We start from the raw sequence: 19646 nt of genomic DNA on the forward strand, positions 1-19646 counted from the left end.
ATTTACTCCATAATCGAATTTGCCAAATCCTGATACGCAACGCTTCCTGATGATTTTATATCATATAAAATCACAGGTTTGCCGTAACTTGGACATTCTGCAAGTTTTACATTTCTAGGAATTATAACAAAGCCGTTTTCATCTCTGTCACTTTTGAAAAGCTTATCTTCAAAATGCTCTTTAAGATTTGCTAAAACCTCTTTTGAAATATTATTTTTGCTATACATTGTAGGCAAAAATCCTCTAAATTTAAGATTTGGATTTATGCTTTTTTTCACGATTTTAACGGTATTTAAAACCAAACTTAGCCCTTCAAGTGCCAAAAATTCACACTGAACAGGTACAATAACACTATCACTTGCACTTAGTGCATTTACGGTGATATTTCCCAAAGTAGGTGGCGAATCAATAATGATATAATCATATTTTGAAGAAATTTTGGCAATTTTCCTTTTTAAAATCATTTTACTATCTTTGTCATTGTCGGCAAATTCTTGCTCAATGCCAACTAGACCGATATTTGACGGAACTAAATGAAGTTCAGGAATTTCCGTTTCGAGCGTGATTTCAGATATTGTTTTTCTACCAGTTAAAACATGATAGATATTGAATTCATAATCACTTCTACTAAAACCAAGCCCTGTTGTCGTATTTGACTGCGGATCAAGATCGATTAGTAAAACTTTTTTTCCGACAATAGCTAAACTTGCCGCCAAATTTATCGCAGTTGTCGTCTTGCCGACACCGCCTTTTTGATTAGCAATAGTTATTACTTCGCTCATCTTAAACTATACACCTTTTTGTTGTTTATTAGGATTGAACCGTCATCGCAAAGCACGGCATTTTCGAGAGATACTATCTCGCACCCATTGTGGGTGCCGAATTTTTGCGACAAAGGGAATTCTAGCGAAAACTTGCTAAAAATTTGCTTCCATGAAGGTTTTTTTTCTAACATTTCAAAAAAGCCGTAAATTAGGCTATTTCGCTCTACTTTTATATCTAAGATTCCAGCAAATTCGGGCGCGTGAGCTAAATTTAAACCCATACCGCAGACAAAAACATTTTTGATTTTTGTCGTGATTACACCGCCGATTTTTTTTTCACTCAAATAAAAGTCATTTGGCCATTTTAGCCAAATTTTTGAGCCTAAATTTGCCAAATACTCTTTCATCAAAAATGCAAAATAAATACTAGCCGAATTTGTCGGCAAATCGCTTGGCAAGGCACTTTCGCTCACGCAAAATGAAAAATATAGATTTCCGCTCACGCTCTCCCACGCATTTCCTCTGCTTCCAAGCCCTGCATTTTGTGAGTTTGCGACCAAACAATATGGCGGTTTGATAACGCCAAGCTTTAAATTTGAAATGATCCCAGTTTGGGTCGAATCGCAACTCTCAACAAATTCTATCGTCAATTTTCAGCCTTTTGCCGTTGATAAAATCATATGCATTTAGCGGTTTTTTGCCGACTTCTTGGATTTTTGTGATTTCTAATTCGCCACCACACACAGCAATGACAAAACTATTTTTATTTATCGCGACGATTTTTCCAAATTCGCTCTTGCTATGAATTTTATCGCTAAATTTAGCCACTTCCAAAAGTTTTGTGCCGTCATCTAAAAAAATGTTTGGCCAAAAATCAAAAGCCCTAAATTTACGCAAAATTTCATCAATATCGTCGCTAAATTTAATCAAACCAAACTCTTTTTTTATTTTAGAACATTTGGTTGAGAGTGCGTAAATTTGGGAAATCGGAGCTAAATTTTCATAATTTTTTAGAATTTTTACTATTAAATTTGAAGCGATTTTTGCCATTTGATCAAAAATTTCGCTCGATTTTAAATTTGCAATATCCAAAAACGAAAATCCGAGCATTTCGCCATCATCAAGCCCAGCACCCATTTTCATCGCCGTTACGCCGCTAAATTTTTCACCACACAAAATCGCACTTTGAATCGGACTTGCACCGCGGTATTTAGGCAGTATCGAAGCGTGTAAATTTATACAAGGCGCAATACCCAAAATATCACTAGGCAAAATTTGCCCGTATGCTGCAACTACGATAAAATCAGGCTTAAAAGCACAAATTTGCTCTTTTATGCCAACTTCTTTTAGCGAATTTGGCTGAAAAATAGGAATTTGCAAATTCTCATCAAGTAAAAATTGTTTCACGCTTGGTGGCGTTAAAATCTGCTTTCTGCCAACAGGTTTATCTGGCTGGGTAAAAACTGCGCAAATTTCAAATTTGGCCCCCAAAAGCCCTTTTAAAATCTGCGTCGCATAATCAGGCGTCCCCATAAAAACGATTTTCATTATTTTGCCTTTTTGCGAAAAATCGTGCCGCCCGTTTGTTTGCCATTAAGCAAAAATTCCTTTGCCACGCTCAAATCAAATCCACTAGATAAAAACATCTCTTTGCCGTTTTCAAGCAAGAAATTTGCAGCTTTTAGCTTAGTTACGATGCCGCCCGTTCCCATTTTCGAACCTGCATTTTGCGGCACGGCAAGTTCATCTGGGCTTAAAAAATTTACTTCACTTCTAATTTTTGCGTCCTTACAAACGCTTGGATTTTTATCATAATATCCGTCAATATCGCTTAAAATCACGAGCAAATCAGCACCAAAATAGTTTGCCACACCCGCACTTAGCCTGTCGTTATCGCCAAAGACGATTTCTGCTATGCCTGTGGCGTCATTTTCATTTATAATAGGTAAAATTTTATTTTGCAAAAGTCCGTCGATTAGCCCTTTGGCGTAGTTTGTGCTTTTGCGTGAGTCAAAATCACTTGCAGTTAGTAAAATTTGAGCCGTCAAAATGCCAAATTTAGCCATTGATTTTTCGTAAATTTCCATCAAATATGGCTGTCCGATGGCTGCAAGCATTTGGCGATTTACCACAGAAGTTTTTTCGATATTGGATTTTATTCTTCCTGCATTTATCGCGCCAGAACTTACCAAAATAACTTCAAATTTACTCATTAATTGTGCCAAAAATTCGCACAAATTTGCGATTCTTGCCTGACTGATTTTGTTTTCATCGCTTAGGACATGAGAGCCCACTTTTATGACAACTCTTTTCATTTTTCGCCTTTTAAATTCTCTTTTAAAAGCTCGAAAAGAGCAAATTTTAGCTCTTTTATACCAAAATTTGTTACACTTGAAATCGGCATAACAAAATATGGTTTGCTTTTGTCAAATTCGTCTAAATTTTGCATTTTTTCAAAGCCAAATTCATTTAAAAATTCGCTTTGAATCTGCTCTAAATTCTCACACGCTTCGCATTTTGTAAGCGCAATAGCGAAATTTCGCTCGGCTAAAACAGGCGAAAATTTGGCAAGTTCGGCTTTTAGTGTGCTAAATTGTTCGCCTAGACTTCGGTAATTTATCGTATCAAGCATAAAAAGCAAGATTTTTGTTCTCTCAATATGCCTTAAAAACTGGATTCCAAGTCCCTTGCCTTCACTTGCACCGTCAATTATGCCCGGGATGTCCGCCATAACAAAACTTGAAAACTCATCGACATTTACAATGCCAAGCTTTGGCGTAATTGTGGTAAATTCATAGTTTGCGATTTCGGGTTTTGCATTTGATACGGTTGAGATGAGCGTAGATTTTCCGACATTTGGAAATCCCACAAGACCTACATCGGCGATGAGTTTTAGCTCCAAGCGAATATTTTTTTCTTCACCTGCGATACCCGGTTGCGCGTAATCTGGGCGTTGATTTACCGAATTTTTAAAGTGCGTGTTGCCAAGACCGCCTTTTCCGCCTTTTAGCAAAAGTTTTGTTTCGCCGTCATTTAGCAAATCAAAAATAAGCTCTTTTGTTTCATCATCATACACGGCAGTTCCGGGTGGCACGATAAGATACAATGCTTCGCCGCTTTTACCCGTTTTTTTGCGACCCTCTCCGGGTGCGCCGTTTTCAGCCTTAAATTTGGTTTTTCCTTTGTAAAATGAAAGCGTGTGCGTATTTTTATCGGCTTTTACATAAACATCGCCGCCTCTTCCGCCGTCTCCGCCATCTGGACCTCCTAAAATGACAAATTTTTCCCGTCTGAAACTAACGCAACCCGCGCCGCCTTTTCCCGAAGTTACACTAAATTTTACATTATCGACAAACATTTTGTTTGACCTTGAATTATTTTAAGAAGAAAGGTCGCCCAAATTCGGGCAACCACGAAGTTTTAAGCCGCAGGATAAACTGAGACTTTTTTTCTGTTTTTGTCTTTGCGTTCGAATTTAACAAAGCCGTCAATCAAAGCAAAAATCGTATGATCTACGCCCATACCGACATTATTGCCCGGATGCGTAGCAGTGCCTCTTTGGCGGATGATGATATTTCCCGCTCTAACAAACTCGCCGCCGAATTTTTTCACACCTAGTCGGCGTCCGATAGAATCACGGTTATTTTGGGTTGAACCTTGACCTTTTTTGTGTGCCATTTTTTACTCCTTAGGCGTTTATGCTTACGACTTTGACGCGAGTGTATTGGCGTCTGAAACCGCGTTTTACTTTTGAGTCTTTTCTTCTGCGTTTTTTGAAGATTACGACTTTTTTGTCTTTACCTTCATTTACCACTTCTAAGACAACTTTTGCACCCTTAACAAATGGTGCGCCTACCTTTAATTCGCCGTCGTTGATAGCCAAAACTTCGCTAACTTCGACTTTGCTTTTTGGCTCAGCAGCAAAATGATCTAGATTTAGGTAGTTACCTTCTTCTACTTTGTATTGCTTGCCGCCGTTTTTGATGATAGCATACATCAAGCTTTCCTTTAAATTTGGTAGTCCAAAAAGGCATTTTAAATTTACCAATTTAAAAATTTACGGAGCCGTTTTTGGTTGTAAAAGGTGGATTATACTGAAAAATTTATAAATTTAAGCTTATGTTTTGTGTATCGCAAGTTGAACCGATATTATCTAAATTCCCCATACTTGACGGATTAAAGCGTAAATTTGAGTAATTCCTACGCTCACTACCGACAAAGGTAGCTTCGCTTGAAATTACTCAAATTTACGCTTTACTACGCCTATTCTGTCTTGAATATTTTATATAAAAAGTAGATTTTCTAAATTAAACAATAAAAAAGCCTATCCGAAAAATTCGGATAGGCAAAAGGAGAATTTATCAAAATCAAAACTTATTAGTAGTCAAGTTCTGGTTTTGGTGTAGCATCTGTTCTAGCTGGCAATACTGGGTATTTTAGAGCTGCATCAGGTAGTTTTCCGCTTAGAGCGTTGAAGAAAGTAACGATTTTGTTTGCTTCATCATCGCTGATTTCGATACCAAGTTGAACGCTACCCATAGCTTTAACTGCATCTTTTAGTGACCAGATTGCGCCATTGTGGAAATATGGAGCTGTATCAACAATATTTCTTAGAACTGGTGCTTTAACCATACCGTTAGCATCGCCTTTGAAATCGCCAACATTAGCGAATTCGTATTTGCCTGCTACTTCGAACGGTTGCATTGTGCCACCTAGGTTGATTCCGTTATGGCAAGTTGCACAACCTTTATCGATAAATGTTTTTAGACCTTCTTTTTCTGTTGCGCTAAGAGCGTTTGCATCGCCGTTTAGGAAATCATCATATCTTGACGGAGTTACAAGAGTTCTTTCAAAAATTCCTACTGTTGTAGCAAATAAATCAAATGTAACTTTTGTATTTTCACCATAAGCTTCTTTGAATTCTTTAACATAGCCAGGAATTGAATTTAATAGTTGTTCTACACTCTCAGGAGTTGCAGCCATTTCAGGAGCTGCTGTTGCTGGACCTGCTGCTTGTTCAGCTAGGTGAGCTGCACGACCATCCCAGAATTGTGCTGAGTTAAATACTGAGTTTAGTGTTGTAGGTGCATTTATATGGTGTGGGTTTGGAGTCCATTTGTGACCTGTTGAAGCAGGAACACCGTCAGTTCCACCGATTGCCAAGTTGTGGCAGGTATTACAGCTAATGATGCCGCTTCTTGAAATTCTTGGGTCAAAATACAATTTTTTACCAAGTTCAACTCTTTTTTCAGTTGTTGGGAATTCTTTTGCATCTGGCGCAGAAGCTTCGGCAAGTTTAGCTATTTCAGCCGGGCTTTTTGGAAGTGCTACCAAACCGCTATCTTTGGCTAATTTTGCCAAATCATCAGCTGCAAACATAGTGCTTGCAACAACTACTGAACTAAGCAATAAAAATTTCATTTTCATTACGCTCTCCTTAAATAAATTGTAATCAAATTATAAATTTTACTAAATAAAATTTCGCTTAAAAATTTAAACAAATTGATAAATTTTATCTACAAAATTAAAATATTAAATGAGAAGAATTAACTCCTATTTTAGGCAAATTTATTTAAAAATAATTTTAAATTTGCTACCATAACGGAGTATTTTTTTGTGTAAGGAAAGTTTTATGAAAAAAGTATTGTTTTTAGTCTGCATTATGGCGTTTTTTGGCGGTTGCGGTTACTCAAACTGGAATATCAATAACCAACCTACAACTCAAAACGGTCAAAATACTCAAACTCCGGACATAGTCCAAGAACCGGTAAAACCCGAAGACACCATGCAAGATGGTCAAACTATCGGCGGAACACAAATCGAAATCGAACAACCGCAAGATAGAGAAAATATGTTTCATATAAATACGGTTGTATCGACTTGGGGACGCCCTGATAACGCATTTATCGACGATGATAATATTAAACATTACATCTGGAAAAACTGCAAAGATACAGGCGTTTATAGAGAGCAATGTGTCGGAGAAGATTGCAAACAAGTGCCTGTGCGAAACTGCTGCGATAGAGATCTTATAACAGATGATGAAGGTTATGTTATCAACCTAAAAGAAGCTGTCGCAAAATGCATATAAAAATTTAAATGTCTATGTGTGTAAAATCTACACACATAGATTTCTTTGTTTTATCCAAATTTCATCAAATTTACTTTTTGTCAAAATTTATACAAAAATTTAATAAATTATAAATAAATTCGCTATAATCACAAAGTTTATTTTTCAAAAAAAGGACAACAATGCAAAATTCACACAAAAGTTTTACCGGTCGTTGGGCTTTTATACTAGCTTGTGTAGGCTCGGCTGTGGGCATGGCAAATGTCTGGGGCTTCCCGTATAAGCTCGGCGCAAACGGCGGCGGGGCGTTTTTGTTGATCTACATATTTTTTATCGCCCTATTTTCGTATGTCGCACTCTCAGCCGAATACGCTATCGGCAGACGCGCAAAAACAGGAACACTAGGCTCTTATGAATATGCTTGGAATTCTCGCCGTCTTGGCATTGTCGGCAAAATTTTAGGTTGGCTTCCGCTAGCAGGATCAATGTGTATCGCTATCGGATACGCTGTCATCATCGCTTATGTGCTAAAAGCCCTTACTCAGGCGATTACCGGCTCGTTAATGAGCGTTGATACCAACACTTGGTTTGCTTCGTTTGCTTTTAGTGAGTATTCTGTAATCCCATACCACTTCATCGTAGTTGCAGGGACTTTGCTAACGCTGTTTTTTGGGGCAAAAAGTATCGAAAAAACAAACAAAATTATGATGCCGTTATTTTTTATTTTGTTTGCGATCTTAGCAGTGCGTGTGGCGACACTGGACGGTTCAGGAGCCGGATATAAATTTATGGCAAGTGCCGATTGGAGCAAACTTAGTGATTATAATGTTTGGATTACGGCTATGGGACAGGCGTTTTTCTCGCTCTCGATTACGGGTTCAGGAATGCTAGTTTATGGTGCGTATCTATCCAAAAAAGAAGATATAGTCGATTCTGCTAAGAAAACGGCGTTTTTTGATACCATTGCAGCTCTTGTAGCAGCGTTTGTGATGATCCCTGCGCTTTTTGCTTATAATATGGATCAAGCAGCTGGTCCGGGACTGCTTTTTGTAACCTTGCCAAAAATTTTGCAAGATATGGTTGGCGGTCAAATTTTTGCCATTATTTTATTTACGGCTGTTATTTTTGGCGGAATTTCATCTTTGCAAAATATGTTTGAAGCGGTGGCTGAATCTGTGCTTCATAAATTTCCAAATTTAAAAAGAAGCTGGGTTTTAATCGCTCTTTGCGTGATTTGCTTTGGATTTGGCGTAAATATGGAAACAATCGCACCGACAGCAGAAATCGCAGCTGCAAGCAGTGCATTTACCATAAATACCACAAACTGGGGACCTTGGATGGACTTAGTGTCGATTTATATTATCCCAATCGGTGCTGTTTTGGGTGCGATTTCATGGTTTTGGATACTCAAAAAAGATGAGTTGCTTGATGAAATCAATACAGGAAGCAAGAAAAAATACGGCAATGCGTGGTATTATATAGGTAGATTTGTTTATGTGCCGTTGGCGTTGGTTTTGTGCTTGATAGCACTAATAAATCATGTAGCGTTTTAATATATTTTAGGAAATTGAAATCAGCCTAGCTTTTTCGCAAGACTGGCAACGATAGACGAAGCAAGTCTTATCTTATGCCTGTCTTGCGAAAAATCGTCGGCATTTGTTATTCTAAGCCTTCCATTTTTTTGCAGAAAAAACGAAGCAATCGCCAGTGGTTAAATTTAGAATTTGGTTGTTTTTATTCTGCAAATTTGCAAATTCTAATTTAAAAAAATCCTGCTAAAAAGCAGGATTTATGAAATCATATTTGAGTTTTTAAGCACGACTAAATGAGTATTTTCGCCGTGTTTTAGCACTACGGCAAGTTTATTGGTATCTATTTTTTTGGTTAAAACGACTTTTATTTCATCGCCAAAATTTTCGCTATCGTCGCTTTCTTCTTCTAAAATTTTTGAAATTTTGCTTGATTTATTGTTATTTTCTTCAAATTTTTCTTGCGGTTTTTCAGAAATAAATTCAGGCTCGTCATCGTTTAAATTTGGTTCTTCTTTATACTCAAATTCGCTAAATTCGGCTTCTTTTTTCTCGAAATTTAAGTCATCAAAAATTTCAAATTTCTCATTTGATTTAAACGCAACACTTTCGTCTTTGACCTCATCAAATTTAGCCATAGTTGCGTTATTATCGATATTTTCAAATGCGTCCCAAGTATCATCAACGCTTTTTTTAGGTTTTTTTCGTGCGAATTTTTTTGTCAAAAAATAGACCAAAACAAGCAAAACCAAAACGCAAAGTATCATTATAAACGGCGTAAAATTCGTCTTTTCTTTTTCGCCATTTTCATTTTGAGTCAGCGAAATCGGCTTTTGGTTTGGATCGCTCACACGCAAAGTAAGCGAAAGTTTATCTTTTTGCACAGCTTCGATATTTAGTTTAGCGCCGTTTATAAAGATAACATGCGTGGCATTTGGGTGCGGAACGATTTCAAATTCGCTTAAAATTGGCGAATTTATAGAAATTGTAGATTTTTCTTCGCTTGTTACACCCTTTAAAACGATAACCAAATTCTCGCCTTCGCGCCTTGTAATATCAGGCTTATAAGCACTATCGAAAGACAAAACTATATCGATATTGTCTTGCTTATCGAAAAATTCATAATTCATAAGGCTAACGCCAAAGCTAAAACTCGCAAACGCTAAAACTGCAAAAATAATCTTTTTCATAAATTTACTCACTCTGCAAAAAGTTTGTCAATTTCGCCAATAAGCTCTTTGCCGTTAAATTTAGAACAAAGCTCGACTATGCTCGTGCCGATTATCGCGCCGTCTGCGTAAGATTTGGCAAGGCGAACATCTTCGTTTGTGCGAATTCCAAAACCAAGAGCTATCGGCAAATCGCTCATCTTATGCAGATCTCCGACCATATTTTTATTTCGCTCTAACGGGCTTTGCTTTGTGCCTGTAACGCCAAGAGCGCCGATAGCGTAGATAAAACCGGATGAGCGAGTTAGCAAGCGTGGCGCTCTGTGTTCGCTAGTAATGCTAATAAGCGGTATCAAAGCAATGCCATTTTTTTGGCAAAGATTAAAAATTTCTTCGTTTTCTTCGTAAGGCAAATCAGGTATGATTAAGCCTGAAATCCCCACTTCCTTGCTTTTTGCGACAAATTTTTCAACGCCGTAAGCAAAGATTAGATTATAATAAACCAAAAAAACAAGTGCTTTATCTGTTTTTACAGCACCCAAAATATCAAACACCGTATCGGTCGTAACACCGCTATGCACGGCTTTAAAACTAGCTTCTGATATAGTTTTGCCGTCAGCTATCGGGTCAGAATATGGAATTCCGACTTCCAAAATATCAAGTTTGCTATCATTTAAATTTGAAATCAGCTCTTTTGTATGCTCTACACTTGGGAAACCTGCGACTATGTAGCCGATGTTTGCCTTTTTATTATCAAATGCTTTTTTTATCTTATCCATAAATCGTTCCTTTTTTGTAGTTCATAACGGTGTTCATATCTTTATCGCCCCTACCGCTTACATTTACTACGATTGTTTTTCGCTCATTTAGGCTAGGACATAGTTTTTCCAAATACGCCAAAGCGTGAGAGCTCTCAATTGCTGGTATTATCCCTTCTAGGCGAGATAAAAGTTTTAACGCATTTACGCACTCATCGTCCGTTACGGCAGCATACTGCGCTCTTTTAATATCAAGCAAATGAGCGTGTTCCGGACCAACGCCCGGATAATCAAGCCCTGCTGAAATACTATGAACCGGATCTATCCGTCCGTAAATATCTTGCAAAACGATAGTTTTCATGCCGTGAATTATGCCGGGGCTTCCTTTTGTCATGGTCGCAGCGTGATACGGTGTATCTATGCCAAGTCCTGCTGCTTCAACGCCGATCAAATTTACGCTTTCATCGTCTAAAAATCCGCTAAAAATGCCGATTGCGTTACTGCCGCCACCCACACAGGCGATGACGAAATCAGCCTTAACGCCTTTTTCTTTGAGTTGTGCTTTGGCTTCTGTGCCGATTACGCTTTGGAAATCTTTTACCATTTTTGGATACGGGTGCGGACCGACAGCAGAACCGATGACATAAAATACCTCTTCAATCTCATTTACCCACGCTTGGATTGCCGCTGTTGTGGCTTCTTTTAGCGTTTTTAAGCCGTCACTAATGGTAACTAAATTTGCACCCAAAAGTCGCATACGAAAGGCATTTAGCTGTTGTCTAGCGGCGTCGCATTCGCCCATATAAATGCTACATTCTAACCCCAAAAGTGCCGCCGCTGTGGCAGTGGCTACGCCGTGCTGACCTGCTCCCGTTTCGGCAATGACCTTCTTTTTACCCATTTTTTTTGCTAGTAGCGCCTGAGCTAGGGCATTGTTGATTTTATGTGCACCGGTGTGATTTAAATCTTCGCGTTTTAAGTAAATGTCGTGTCCGTAGTGTTCGCTTAGGCGTTTTGCGTAGTAAAGTGGGCTCGGGCGACCTGCGTATTCACGCAAAAGATAGTCAAGCTCATCTCTAAATTCTTTTGTCATCGCAATGGTGTTGTAAGCTTCTTCAAGCTCTTCGAGTGCAAACATCGCAGTTTCAGGGACAAACTGACCGCCAAATTTGCCAAAATATGCTTTTGTATTCATTTTTTGCCTTAAAATAAAAATTTGCCGATTATATCTAAAATAGCGTTAAAAGTTGCTTTGAAATTTACACCTTGTTTCGTGTGATAGCGAAATTTACAAATTTACAAACTTTGTGAATTTAAACTTTTTTGCTTTGTAAAATGCTGTTTATAAAAATTCACAAATTTTTACTTGAATTTATGAATTTAAGTTTTTAAAATCTGCTTCTGCCTTGTCTAGTTCTGCTTTCGCAATACTTTCTCTACTCATTTGAGCTCCTTTAATTAAAATGTTTATCAAAAATTTGATAGCTAAATAATCCAATAATCTTTTGGTAATTTATCAATATCTATATTTTTTTGTAAAAAATATTGTTTTACTTCTTTGTAAATTTCATTGCTATATAAATAAATCATAAAATATCTCTCAGACATTGTGGCAATAGTTATGTTAGCCGTAGCAACCCTAATGAAAGGAAATATTTTAAAGCCTTTTAAGCTTACATTTATAAAGAAATAAAAAAATAATTTAAATAAAAAAATTGAAAAATAAAAAATCGCCATAATTAGAATAAATTTTCCCTTACTTAAAATTATAATTCCCAATAAAAATATTAACTCTGAAATTTTTATAATTAAATATTCTCTATGTGTGCCAGTAGCCATACAAAATGATTTAACTAATTTGTCTCGCACAATCTCGCATTGTCTTTTCAATTTTCCGTCATCGTAAAATTCGATATATTTATTTGTAAATTTGATTTTATGATTTTTAAATTTGAATTTGTGGATAATATAAACAATCACGATATAGGCTACTACTGCAATAGACAAAAATTCTAAACCGTTTGCATACCAATCTTTATAAAACAAATTCATTATAAAATAAAAAAGTATAGCACTTAAACATAATGATGATATAAATAGTGTTAAAGCAAAAAACTTCTCATAGCTTTTTATAATGAGTGGATTTTCATCATAATCCCTAAAATTTGGGTCGTTTTGTTTTTTGTTTTCTAGCCATTGTTGATATTTAGCTTCTTTTGTTTGTGCCTTTTGAATTTTCATTTCAGCATTTTTAGCCATTTGTTCTGCTTTTTCTCGCATTATTTTTTCGTTATTCAAATTCAATCCTTTTAAATTTTCCGTCATTGCGAGACCACGAAGTGGTCGTGGCAATCCAGTCAAACAGCGAAAGCTGTTTTTAAAATCAAACATTGTTTAATTCTCTGGATTGACTTCGCTGTCGCTCGTCCAAACCTGCTTCGTGCTACGCACTCGCATCGCTACGCTTGTTTTGCTTCGAGTCTTTCGGCTCTCGCAATGACAAATCAAACAAATTGACAAATTTAAATCTAGTTTGTTAAACTTAAATTTGAAAATAATCACAATCTAAGCAACGGCGATTATTTTTAAAATTTCGTTTATTTTTTTCGGATTTTTTATGCCGTTTTCGTTTTCTACTTTGCTATTTATGTCAAGGCAAAAAGCCCCTAAATTTAAGGCTTCTTTCGCGTTTTCTGCGCCGATACCGCCTGCTAGGATAAATGGAATTTGCAAATTTTTTAGCATTTCCCACTCGAAACTCTCGCCGTTTCCGCCCATTTTTTCGCCTTTGTAATCAAACAAAATTTTATCATAATTTAGATTTTTTAGGCTTGGAATTTCATCTTTCACGCGCACGACCTGCCACGCTTCTACGCCGATGTTTGCTAGATTTTGCTTTAAATTTGGCGAAATTTCTTTATAAATTTGAGCGACATTTAAATTTGCAAATTTGCAAATCTCTAAAATTTCATCATCGCCCGTATCGGTAAAAACGCCGACACTTTTTCGCCCGTTTTCACGCACCAAATTTGAAATTTCTTTTGCGATTTGGGGGCTAACTTTTCTTGGACTTTTGGCAAAAATTAAACCTAAAAAATCCACTCTAACGCCATTAAATTCGCACTCTAAAACGCTTTTTGCTTCGGCTAAATTTTTAATCCCGCAAATTTTGATTTTTGGTTTTATAGCGCCCATTTTTATGCCTTTTTAACGATATAAAGATACTCGGTTACATGCAAATTTCGGTTTCGCAAGTTTCTAGAAGCACGATACGCAGGGTATTTTATCTGGATTTTTCCCACTTTACCGATGAGAGCGAGATTTTTTAAAAACTCATCTTCGCTGATGAAGCCTTCTGAGTTGAACGAGATTATCAAATATTTCGCCCTAAATTCAGCCAAAAGCGTGAAAAATTCATCTGCGGCACGAGATTTTTTGTTGTAATTCGAGCGGTTCCAGCCGTTTGGAATACCGCTTACTTCGCTTAAATCCCCTAAATTTGGTGCTTTAAAATCAGCGATTAAATTTAACATAAAATAATTCGAGCCGTAAGGGTGCTGGTTATACGGCGGGTCAAAATACGCTATATCCACGCTTGGAGCAAGTTTGCTAAACTCGTAAGCATCGCTTTGGAAAACCTGAAAATCGCTTGTGAAATTTGAAAAAACCGGAAACGGCAAACTTATCTCGCCCAAAATGCGAGATAGCGCGTTTTCACCACTTCCGCCGAATTTCCCCACGCCGTTTTTGTCCTTGTAAAAGCCCTTAAAAACGCCGCCTGTGTTTGAGTGGATAGAAGCTTCGCTTAAAAGCGGAGCGATGAAGTATTTTTGAAACTCACTTGGAATTTGGCTGATTGCAGTACGTAGTCCCCCCAAAATAAGGGCGTTTTGGCGTGAGTAAAAAACCCTTTCGCCTTTTTTGATTTTTTCATCGTCTTTTGGGGCGTAAAGTTCGCTGATAAAGCTCTCGCAAGGCTTAAAATTCGCTAAAATTTCGGCATGAAATTTAGCTAAATTTGCTTTCAACTGTGGCGTTAAATTCTCCAAATAGCACGAATTTATGATGAAAGAATACTTTTCTAAATCATTTGCCAAAACCAAATTTGAGTGTGCTTTGGCAAACCTTGCTACCACGCCACTGCCACTAAAAACATCGGCAAAAGCGATTTTTTCAGCCCCCAAATTTGCTTTAATGTCCGTTATAACGCCATTTATCGCCCCAAGAAGCGAACGCTTATTTCCTAAATAACTAATTAACTGTTCGCTTAGATATTTTTCGTTTTCTTTTTGCATTAATTACCCAAAATTCTTAATATAATTTTGATAAAATTCCCACACCTTGCCACTATCAATGGCATTTTCGATTATCTCTTTGGCTTCGGTTGGGCTTTTTGCAAAGTCAGCCGCATACAAAGCAAACATCGCATTTAGCACGACAATGTCGCGTTTAGGTCCTTTTAACTCGCCTTTAATCGTGCTTTTAAAAATTTCAGCATTAAATTTGCTATCTCCGCCTTCGATGTCGGTGTGAAAGGCGCGGTTAAAGCCAAATTGCTCAGGCGTGATTTTATACTCGATGATTTTCTCGCCCCGCACTTCATGCACGAGCGTCTCGTCGCACAGCGTGATCTCGTCCATGCCGTCCATGCCATGCACGACTAGGGCGCGCTTTCGACCTAGTTTTTGCAAAGTTTGCGCTATAAGCTCATTGACTTCTTCGTGGTAGTTGCCTACGACTTGGTTCGAAAGGGTCAAATTTGGATTTAGCAAAGGTCCTAAAATATTAAAGAAAGTGCCGATTTTAAGGCGAGTTCGCGCTTCTTTGACTTCGGCTGTAACCTTGTGAAAAAACGGCGCATGAAAAAATGCCAAATTTGTCTTATCCATAAGCGCTCTAAGTTCGCCCAAATCGCTATTTAACGGCACTCCCAAAGCTTCAAAGATATTGCTCGATCCACTCTTGCTTGATACTGCGCTGTTGCCGTGTTTGCCGATCCTGACGCCAAGAGAAGCGAGTATAAACGCGCAGGTTGTGGAGATATTTATTGTTTTTAGCGCGTCTCCGCCGGTGCCTACGATGTCTAGCATAGGCTTATCATCGCTGTAAGTTTTGGAGTATTTCAAAACGCTTCGCACAAGCGCACTTAGGCTATCTGGGTAGAGCGATTTTTCGCTAATTAGCACAAGCAAACCAGCTAGTTGGACAATGTCATAGTCTTTTGCCATAACGGCACTAAAAATCTCTTCATAATCGCCGCCTTCGAGCGGGAAGCCCTTTTGTAGCTTTATCATAAACGGGGCGAAATTGCTCACTTTTTTCTCCTTGATTTGGGGTTTGTTTAAATTTACAAAATTTTCAATGATTTTTTTGCCATACTGCGTGAAATAGCTCTCAGGGTGAAACTGAATGCCGTAAATTTCGCGTTCTTTGTGCTTCATCGCCATTATGACGCCGTCTTCGCTCACGGCTGAAATCTCTAAGCACGGTGGCAATTCATCTACATAAAGCGAGTGATAACGCATAACTTCAAATTTGCTAGGCAAGCCTGCCAAAACGGCATTTTCGCCTGTTACGCGAATTTCGCTAGTTTTGCCGTGTTTTGGCACTTCTAGCGTTTTTATTTTCGCGCCAAAGCTTAATCCTATGGCTTGGTGTCCCAAACACACGCCTAAAATAGGTATGCCTAAATTTGCCTTTAAAATTTCTAGGCAAATTCCACTATCTTTTGGGTGCTTTGGACCCGGGCTTAAAATAATCTTGCTTGGCGATAAAAATTTAATCGCTTCAAGCGTGATTTCGTCATTTCGTTTGCAAACTATCTCTTCACCTGTGGTCTCTAACACATATTGATATATGTTAAATACGAAACTATCGTAGTTATCAATCATTAAAATCATTGCATTTCCTTGCAAGTTTTTTCAAAAATTTTTAGGCAAGATTTGCGTTTGTTGCAAATTTCGGCGTATTCGTTTTCAAACACGCTATCAAAAACTTGCCCGTATCCTGCCCCCACGAAAACATCGCTAAATTCGGGGTTTGCTTTGTCTTTTACAAAAATCGCAGAACGGATTAAAATCGCCATTTGCAAATCGCCGTTAAAATGCCAAAAGCCAATCCCGCCGCCGTAAATTCCCCTAGCGTGGCTTTCTAATTCGTTTATAATTTGCATAGCGCGAATTTTTGGGCTTCCGCTAAGTGTTCCGGCAGGAAAAACCACACCCAAAACATCAAAATTATCCTTGCTTTCATCTTTTATGCCACGCACATCGCTAACTATATGCATAACGCTTTCAAAAAACTGCACATGGGCTAAATTTCGCACTTTCACGCTTCCTTTTTTGGCAAATTTGCCAATGTCGTTTCGCGCCAAATCAACTAGCATTTTGTGTTCGCTCATCTCTTTTTCATCGCTCAAAAGATCGTTTTTTAGGGCTTCATCTTCGTTTGCATCCTTGCCACGAGGTCTTGTTCCAGCTATGGGAGCGACAAAAATTTCGTTATTTCTGATTTGAAGCACGAGTTCAGGGGAGCTTCCAGCCACCACGCCGTAAGGTGTCGGGAAAAAATACATATAGTGGCTTGGATTTTGGCGTTTTAAAATTTCATAAAACTCCAAAGGGTCTAAATTTGAGTAAATTTGCAGTGTTTGAGACGGCACGACCTGAAAAATATCGCCGCTTTTGATATATTCTTTTGCTTTTTTAAAAATACGCTCGGCGTCGCTTTTTTCGGCGTTTAAATCGGTTTTGATTTTATAAAATTTTTCGCCTCCAAATTTCGGCGCAGTATCGCTGGAATTTTCCAAATTTTCAAAATATTTTCCTTCGCCATAAAAGCTGTAAATTTTGCTTTGTTTGTCGTAGTGCAGATACGCCCTTGCGTTTGCGTAAAAATATGTCGGAAAATCATAAAGGCGTGGCTTAATATCTCCCAAGCGTTCAAATTTATAAACTGCTTCGTAGCTTAGCACTCCAAAAAGCCCTGCAAATTCGCAAATTTGCGTGGTGTTTTGCAAAGCAAATTTGAGTTTATCAAGGTCATCGCCTTGTAAATATTCGCAGTCAATACCGATGATGATCTGCCCGCCGTCTTCGGCGAGATAGGAGTTTGGAAACCTAGATAAAATATTTTTGAAATAAAAAATGGGATCTTTTAAAAACATGGTGCCTTCTTTAAAATTTAAAGAAAAAATTATATAAAAAATGCACTTTGAAAAAGTTAAAAAATTTAGTGTTGAAAATTTAGCTTTTTTTTAATAAAATTTGTTTTTTAAGGGGCTAAAATGAGCGAATTTGTTTTATATATTTTGCCGTTTTTTGGCATTTTGGTCGGTTTTATTTCAGGTTTTTTTGGCATAGGCGGCGGCCTGATTGTGGTGCCTGTAATGCTTGCTTTTGGATACGATATAAAAACAGCTGTTGGAATTTCCATCATGCAAATGCTTTTTAGCGCCATTTTTGGCTCTTATATCAACTACAAAAGCGGAAAACTTCGCCTTGATAATGGCATTTTTGTGGGTGTCGGGGGACTTTGCGGAGCTTCCTTGTCTGGCTTTATCGTCAAATACACGCCTGAAATCGTCCTTGAAATCGGGCTTTTGGCTACAATTTTTATCGCACTTTTTAAACTTTTTAAGACAAATGTCGCAGCAGAGCCAAAAAGCGTTTCAAATTTCTTGCTTTTTGTAATCGGCTTTTGTATCGGTGCCGTTGCCATTAGTATGGGCGTTGGCGGAGCTATTTTCTTAACTCCGATTTTGGTTGGTTTCCTTGGCGTGGATATTAAAAAAGCCGTATCCATGAGCCTATTTTTCGTTATTTTTAGCTCATTTAGCGGATTTTTAAGTATGGCATATAACGGAAATATTCACTACTTAGAAGGCGCTTTGCTAGGGCTTGGTGGGCTAGTTGGGGTTTATTTTGGCACAAAAAGTTCGCATAAAATCAGCAAAGAAGAGCAGAAAAAGTGGTTTTTAGTGTTGTATGTAGTGATGATTTTACTTACCCTAAAAAAGATTTTTGCGATTGATTTGGGACTATTTTAATTCCCCATACTTGAACGGATTAAAGCCCAAATTTGAGCAATTCCTACGCTTATTACCACACAAAGGTAACTTCGCTTGAAATTACTCAAATTTGGGCTTTACTACGCCTACTCTGTCTTGAATATTTTGTCATAGAATTGAAGTTGCTTTTAATTCTAAATTTGATCGTGTTATGCCGACGATTTTTTGAGTTGTGAAGCAAATTTCGACTGAGATAAGGCTGTTTGCCTATCGAAGGAGAAATTTGCAAACTCTCAAAAAAGCTAGGCTGAATTCAATGGATAAAATTTAAAAAAACTCGGTGGTAAAACCACCGAGTTTTTAGTGCTACAAGCGAGACTCGTAGCGTCGAAGCGTATATAATCTTTTAAGCATTTTCTTTCTAGCTGAAATTTTTTGTTTTTTGCGAATTTCAGTCATCGGCTCAAAAAATCTTCTAGCGCGAACTTCCGTAACCACAAGGTTGCGGTCAGTTTGCTTTTTGAAGCGTCTATAAGCTTCGTCAAATGATTCGTTTGGATGCACCTTAACGCCAGGCATATCCTCACCACCTTTCAAAAAAAATTGGCTTTTATTTTATCAAAATTCTCTTGAATTTGAGTTTAATCTATGCAAATCTTCTAAACTTTCATCGATTTGTGGCTTTAAAATTTTTGGTTCTTTTCGCATTAATTTATAAATATAAGCCGATTTTCGAATATCCGTGATGAGATAAACTGCATAAGCTTCAAGACCAACGGCGACTAGTTGCACTAGCGTTGCAAGTGCCGGAGATAACTTATCGATTAAACCGCCTACGATAAAAAGCGCAAAAACATAGATAAAGAGTTTAATGCCCGTAATATCGGCAAATTCTTGGTAGTATCTAAATGAAAAAACAAGCGAAACCATTGCCAAAGCAAGTGCTACCAATGCCAAAAGAATAACCGAAAAATTTATCCCACTTACTAGGCTTTTCATCGACATATCGCTCACAAGCGTTAGCAAAATCACGCCGATAACAAGAGCGATAACGCTTATCAAAAAATTAAACAACAATCTATCGCTTGAAGCGATTTGTTTGGTTTGAATAACGGCTAAAATTTTTACGATAAATCCTATCAAAATTAATAATCCACCGGCTGGTCCAAAAATCACGGAAATCAAAGCTCCTGCCGCTATAAGCCCAAACGCTATATAAAATTTCTTTTTCAAATCAGCGTATGGAACTTCGGCTGGTCTTTGCGGTTCGGTAGAAAATACTTCATCAAAATTCATAACATAACCTTTCAAAAATTAAATTTTCTAAAACAAAAAATCACAAAATTGT

21 protein-coding genes are annotated in these 19646 nt (G+C 37.6%); 3 read left to right on the plus strand and 18 right to left on the minus strand.

The window, feature by feature from the left end:
• Nucleotides 1-2: 2 nt before the first annotated feature.
• From PF028_RS04685 to PF028_RS04720, 8 genes are all read right to left on the minus strand, one after another.
• Nucleotides 3-782: a ParA family protein gene (locus PF028_RS04685; protein WP_270860197.1), complete on the minus strand. Its 780-nt coding sequence runs from the start codon at nt 780-782 to the stop codon at nt 3-5.
• Nucleotides 779-1414 (minus strand): biotin--[acetyl-CoA-carboxylase] ligase, encoded by a 636-nt coding sequence (locus PF028_RS04690; RefSeq protein ID WP_270860198.1) that lies wholly within the window; start codon nt 1412-1414, stop codon nt 779-781. The genes PF028_RS04685 and PF028_RS04690 overlap by 4 nt, the downstream gene beginning before the upstream one ends.
• Nucleotides 1395-2315 carry a methionyl-tRNA formyltransferase gene (fmt, locus tag PF028_RS04695; RefSeq protein ID WP_270860421.1) on the minus strand — a complete coding sequence of 307 codons (921 nt, stop codon included), beginning with the start codon at nt 2313-2315 and terminating at the stop codon, nt 1395-1397. Before fmt ends, PF028_RS04690 begins: the two co-directional genes overlap by 20 nt.
• Nucleotides 2312-3079: a glutamate 5-kinase gene (gene proB, locus PF028_RS04700; protein ID WP_270860199.1), complete on the minus strand. Its 768-nt coding sequence runs from the start codon at nt 3077-3079 to the stop codon at nt 2312-2314. Before proB ends, fmt begins: the two co-directional genes overlap by 4 nt.
• Entirely contained in the window at nt 3076-4122 is a 1047-nt protein-coding gene (obgE, locus tag PF028_RS04705; RefSeq protein WP_270860200.1) for a GTPase ObgE, read from the minus strand. Before obgE ends, proB begins: the two co-directional genes overlap by 4 nt.
• A gap of 62 nt (nt 4123-4184) precedes the next feature.
• Nucleotides 4185-4442 carry a 50S ribosomal protein L27 gene (gene rpmA / locus PF028_RS04710; RefSeq protein ID WP_270860201.1) on the minus strand — a complete coding sequence of 86 codons (258 nt, stop codon included), beginning with the start codon at nt 4440-4442 and terminating at the stop codon, nt 4185-4187.
• Between the two features lie 10 nt (nt 4443-4452).
• Nucleotides 4453-4761, minus strand: coding sequence for a 50S ribosomal protein L21 (gene rplU / locus PF028_RS04715; RefSeq protein WP_270860202.1), 309 nt, complete (start codon nt 4759-4761; stop codon nt 4453-4455).
• A 380-nt stretch (nt 4762-5141) separates the two neighbouring features.
• A complete protein-coding gene (locus tag PF028_RS04720) occupies nt 5142-6191 on the minus strand; it encodes a cytochrome-c peroxidase (protein ID WP_270860203.1) in 1050 nt (349 codons plus the stop codon).
• Between the two features lie 205 nt (nt 6192-6396).
• On the opposite strand from PF028_RS04720, the gene PF028_RS04725 reads away from it, so the two are divergent.
• Both PF028_RS04725 and PF028_RS04730 read left to right on the plus strand, forming a co-directional pair.
• The gene (locus tag PF028_RS04725; RefSeq protein WP_270860204.1) at nt 6397-6855 is read left to right on the plus strand and encodes a hypothetical protein; all 459 of its coding nucleotides are present in this window, start codon (nt 6397-6399) and stop codon (nt 6853-6855) included.
• Nucleotides 6856-7016: 161 nt separating this feature from the next.
• Nucleotides 7017-8387, plus strand: a complete 1371-nt coding sequence (locus tag PF028_RS04730; protein ID WP_270860205.1) for a sodium-dependent transporter — start codon at nt 7017-7019, stop codon at nt 8385-8387.
• Between the two features lie 236 nt (nt 8388-8623).
• Here the strand turns inward: PF028_RS04730 and PF028_RS04735 are convergent, their stop codons facing one another.
• The 8 genes from PF028_RS04735 to PF028_RS04770 form a co-directional block, all read right to left on the minus strand.
• The gene (locus PF028_RS04735; RefSeq protein ID WP_270860206.1) at nt 8624-9553 is read right to left on the minus strand and encodes a hypothetical protein; all 930 of its coding nucleotides are present in this window, start codon (nt 9551-9553) and stop codon (nt 8624-8626) included.
• Nucleotides 9554-9561: 8 nt separating this feature from the next.
• Nucleotides 9562-10311 carry a tryptophan synthase subunit alpha gene (gene trpA, locus PF028_RS04740; RefSeq protein ID WP_270860207.1) on the minus strand — a complete coding sequence of 250 codons (750 nt, stop codon included), beginning with the start codon at nt 10309-10311 and terminating at the stop codon, nt 9562-9564.
• On the minus strand, nt 10304-11485 hold the full coding sequence (gene trpB, locus PF028_RS04745; protein ID WP_270860208.1) for a tryptophan synthase subunit beta: 1182 nt from the start codon (nt 11483-11485) through the stop codon (nt 10304-10306). The genes trpA and trpB overlap by 8 nt, the downstream gene beginning before the upstream one ends.
• Nucleotides 11486-11775: 290 nt before the next feature.
• On the minus strand, nt 11776-12588 hold the full coding sequence (locus PF028_RS04750) for a hypothetical protein (RefSeq protein ID WP_270860209.1): 813 nt from the start codon (nt 12586-12588) through the stop codon (nt 11776-11778).
• Nucleotides 12589-12855: 267 nt separating this feature from the next.
• Nucleotides 12856-13485 carry a phosphoribosylanthranilate isomerase gene (locus tag PF028_RS04755; RefSeq protein WP_270860210.1) on the minus strand — a complete coding sequence of 210 codons (630 nt, stop codon included), beginning with the start codon at nt 13483-13485 and terminating at the stop codon, nt 12856-12858.
• 2 nt (nt 13486-13487) lie between these two features.
• A complete protein-coding gene (locus PF028_RS04760) occupies nt 13488-14585 on the minus strand; it encodes a DNA adenine methylase (RefSeq protein ID WP_270860211.1) in 1098 nt (365 codons plus the stop codon).
• Between the two features lie 3 nt (nt 14586-14588).
• The gene (gene trpD, locus PF028_RS04765) at nt 14589-16190 is read right to left on the minus strand and encodes an anthranilate phosphoribosyltransferase (RefSeq protein WP_270860212.1); all 1602 of its coding nucleotides are present in this window, start codon (nt 16188-16190) and stop codon (nt 14589-14591) included.
• A complete protein-coding gene (locus PF028_RS04770; RefSeq protein WP_270860213.1) occupies nt 16187-17455 on the minus strand; it encodes an anthranilate synthase component I family protein in 1269 nt (422 codons plus the stop codon). The genes trpD and PF028_RS04770 overlap by 4 nt, the downstream gene beginning before the upstream one ends.
• 120 nt (nt 17456-17575) lie before the next feature.
• Here PF028_RS04770 and PF028_RS04775 point away from each other — a divergent pair, with 120 nt between their 5' ends.
• A complete protein-coding gene (locus tag PF028_RS04775) occupies nt 17576-18337 on the plus strand; it encodes a sulfite exporter TauE/SafE family protein (protein WP_270860214.1) in 762 nt (253 codons plus the stop codon).
• Nucleotides 18338-18664: 327 nt separating this feature from the next.
• On the opposite strand, the gene rpsU is transcribed toward PF028_RS04775, so the two are convergent.
• Nucleotides 18665-18877: a 30S ribosomal protein S21 gene (gene rpsU / locus PF028_RS04780; RefSeq protein WP_270860422.1), complete on the minus strand. Its 213-nt coding sequence runs from the start codon at nt 18875-18877 to the stop codon at nt 18665-18667.
• 39 nt (nt 18878-18916) lie between these two features.
• The gene (locus tag PF028_RS04785; protein WP_270860215.1) at nt 18917-19594 is read right to left on the minus strand and encodes a hypothetical protein; all 678 of its coding nucleotides are present in this window, start codon (nt 19592-19594) and stop codon (nt 18917-18919) included.
• Between the last annotated feature and the right edge of the window lie 52 nt (nt 19595-19646).

Source organism: Campylobacter sp. CN_NE2 (assembly GCF_027797465.1).
GTDB lineage: Bacteria > Campylobacterota > Campylobacteria > Campylobacterales > Campylobacteraceae > Campylobacter_B.

What these genes read in the sequence shown, in the direction of transcription:
- PF028_RS04685 (WP_270860197.1), bottom strand. Translation starts at nt 782, where the DNA reads ATGAGCGAAGTAATAACTATTGCTAATCAAAAAGGCGGTGTCGGCAAG.
- proB (WP_270860199.1), bottom strand. Translation starts at nt 3,079, where the DNA reads ATGAAAAGAGTTGTCATAAAAGTGGGCTCTCATGTCCTAAGCGATGAA.
- obgE (WP_270860200.1), bottom strand. Translation starts at nt 4,122, where the DNA reads ATGTTTGTCGATAATGTAAAATTTAGTGTAACTTCGGGAAAAGGCGGC.
- rpmA (WP_270860201.1), bottom strand. Translation starts at nt 4,442, where the DNA reads ATGGCACACAAAAAAGGTCAAGGTTCAACCCAAAATAACCGTGATTCT.
- rplU (WP_270860202.1), bottom strand. Translation starts at nt 4,761, where the DNA reads ATGTATGCTATCATCAAAAACGGCGGCAAGCAATACAAAGTAGAAGAA.
- PF028_RS04720 (WP_270860203.1), bottom strand. Translation starts at nt 6,191, where the DNA reads ATGAAAATGAAATTTTTATTGCTTAGTTCAGTAGTTGTTGCAAGCACT.
- PF028_RS04725 (WP_270860204.1), top strand. Translation starts at nt 6,397, where the DNA reads ATGAAAAAAGTATTGTTTTTAGTCTGCATTATGGCGTTTTTTGGCGGT.
- PF028_RS04730 (WP_270860205.1), top strand. Translation starts at nt 7,017, where the DNA reads ATGCAAAATTCACACAAAAGTTTTACCGGTCGTTGGGCTTTTATACTA.
- PF028_RS04735 (WP_270860206.1), bottom strand. Translation starts at nt 9,553, where the DNA reads ATGAAAAAGATTATTTTTGCAGTTTTAGCGTTTGCGAGTTTTAGCTTT.
- trpA (WP_270860207.1), bottom strand. Translation starts at nt 10,311, where the DNA reads ATGGATAAGATAAAAAAAGCATTTGATAATAAAAAGGCAAACATCGGC.
- trpB (WP_270860208.1), bottom strand. Translation starts at nt 11,485, where the DNA reads ATGAATACAAAAGCATATTTTGGCAAATTTGGCGGTCAGTTTGTCCCT.
- PF028_RS04755 (WP_270860210.1), bottom strand. Translation starts at nt 13,485, where the DNA reads ATGGGCGCTATAAAACCAAAAATCAAAATTTGCGGGATTAAAAATTTA.
- PF028_RS04760 (WP_270860211.1), bottom strand. Translation starts at nt 14,585, where the DNA reads ATGCAAAAAGAAAACGAAAAATATCTAAGCGAACAGTTAATTAGTTAT.
- trpD (WP_270860212.1), bottom strand. Translation starts at nt 16,190, where the DNA reads ATGATTTTAATGATTGATAACTACGATAGTTTCGTATTTAACATATAT.
- PF028_RS04770 (WP_270860213.1), bottom strand. Translation starts at nt 17,455, where the DNA reads ATGTTTTTAAAAGATCCCATTTTTTATTTCAAAAATATTTTATCTAGG.
- PF028_RS04775 (WP_270860214.1), top strand. Translation starts at nt 17,576, where the DNA reads ATGAGCGAATTTGTTTTATATATTTTGCCGTTTTTTGGCATTTTGGTC.
- rpsU (WP_270860422.1), bottom strand. Translation starts at nt 18,877, where the DNA reads ATGCCTGGCGTTAAGGTGCATCCAAACGAATCATTTGACGAAGCTTAT.
- PF028_RS04785 (WP_270860215.1), bottom strand. Translation starts at nt 19,594, where the DNA reads ATGAATTTTGATGAAGTATTTTCTACCGAACCGCAAAGACCAGCCGAA.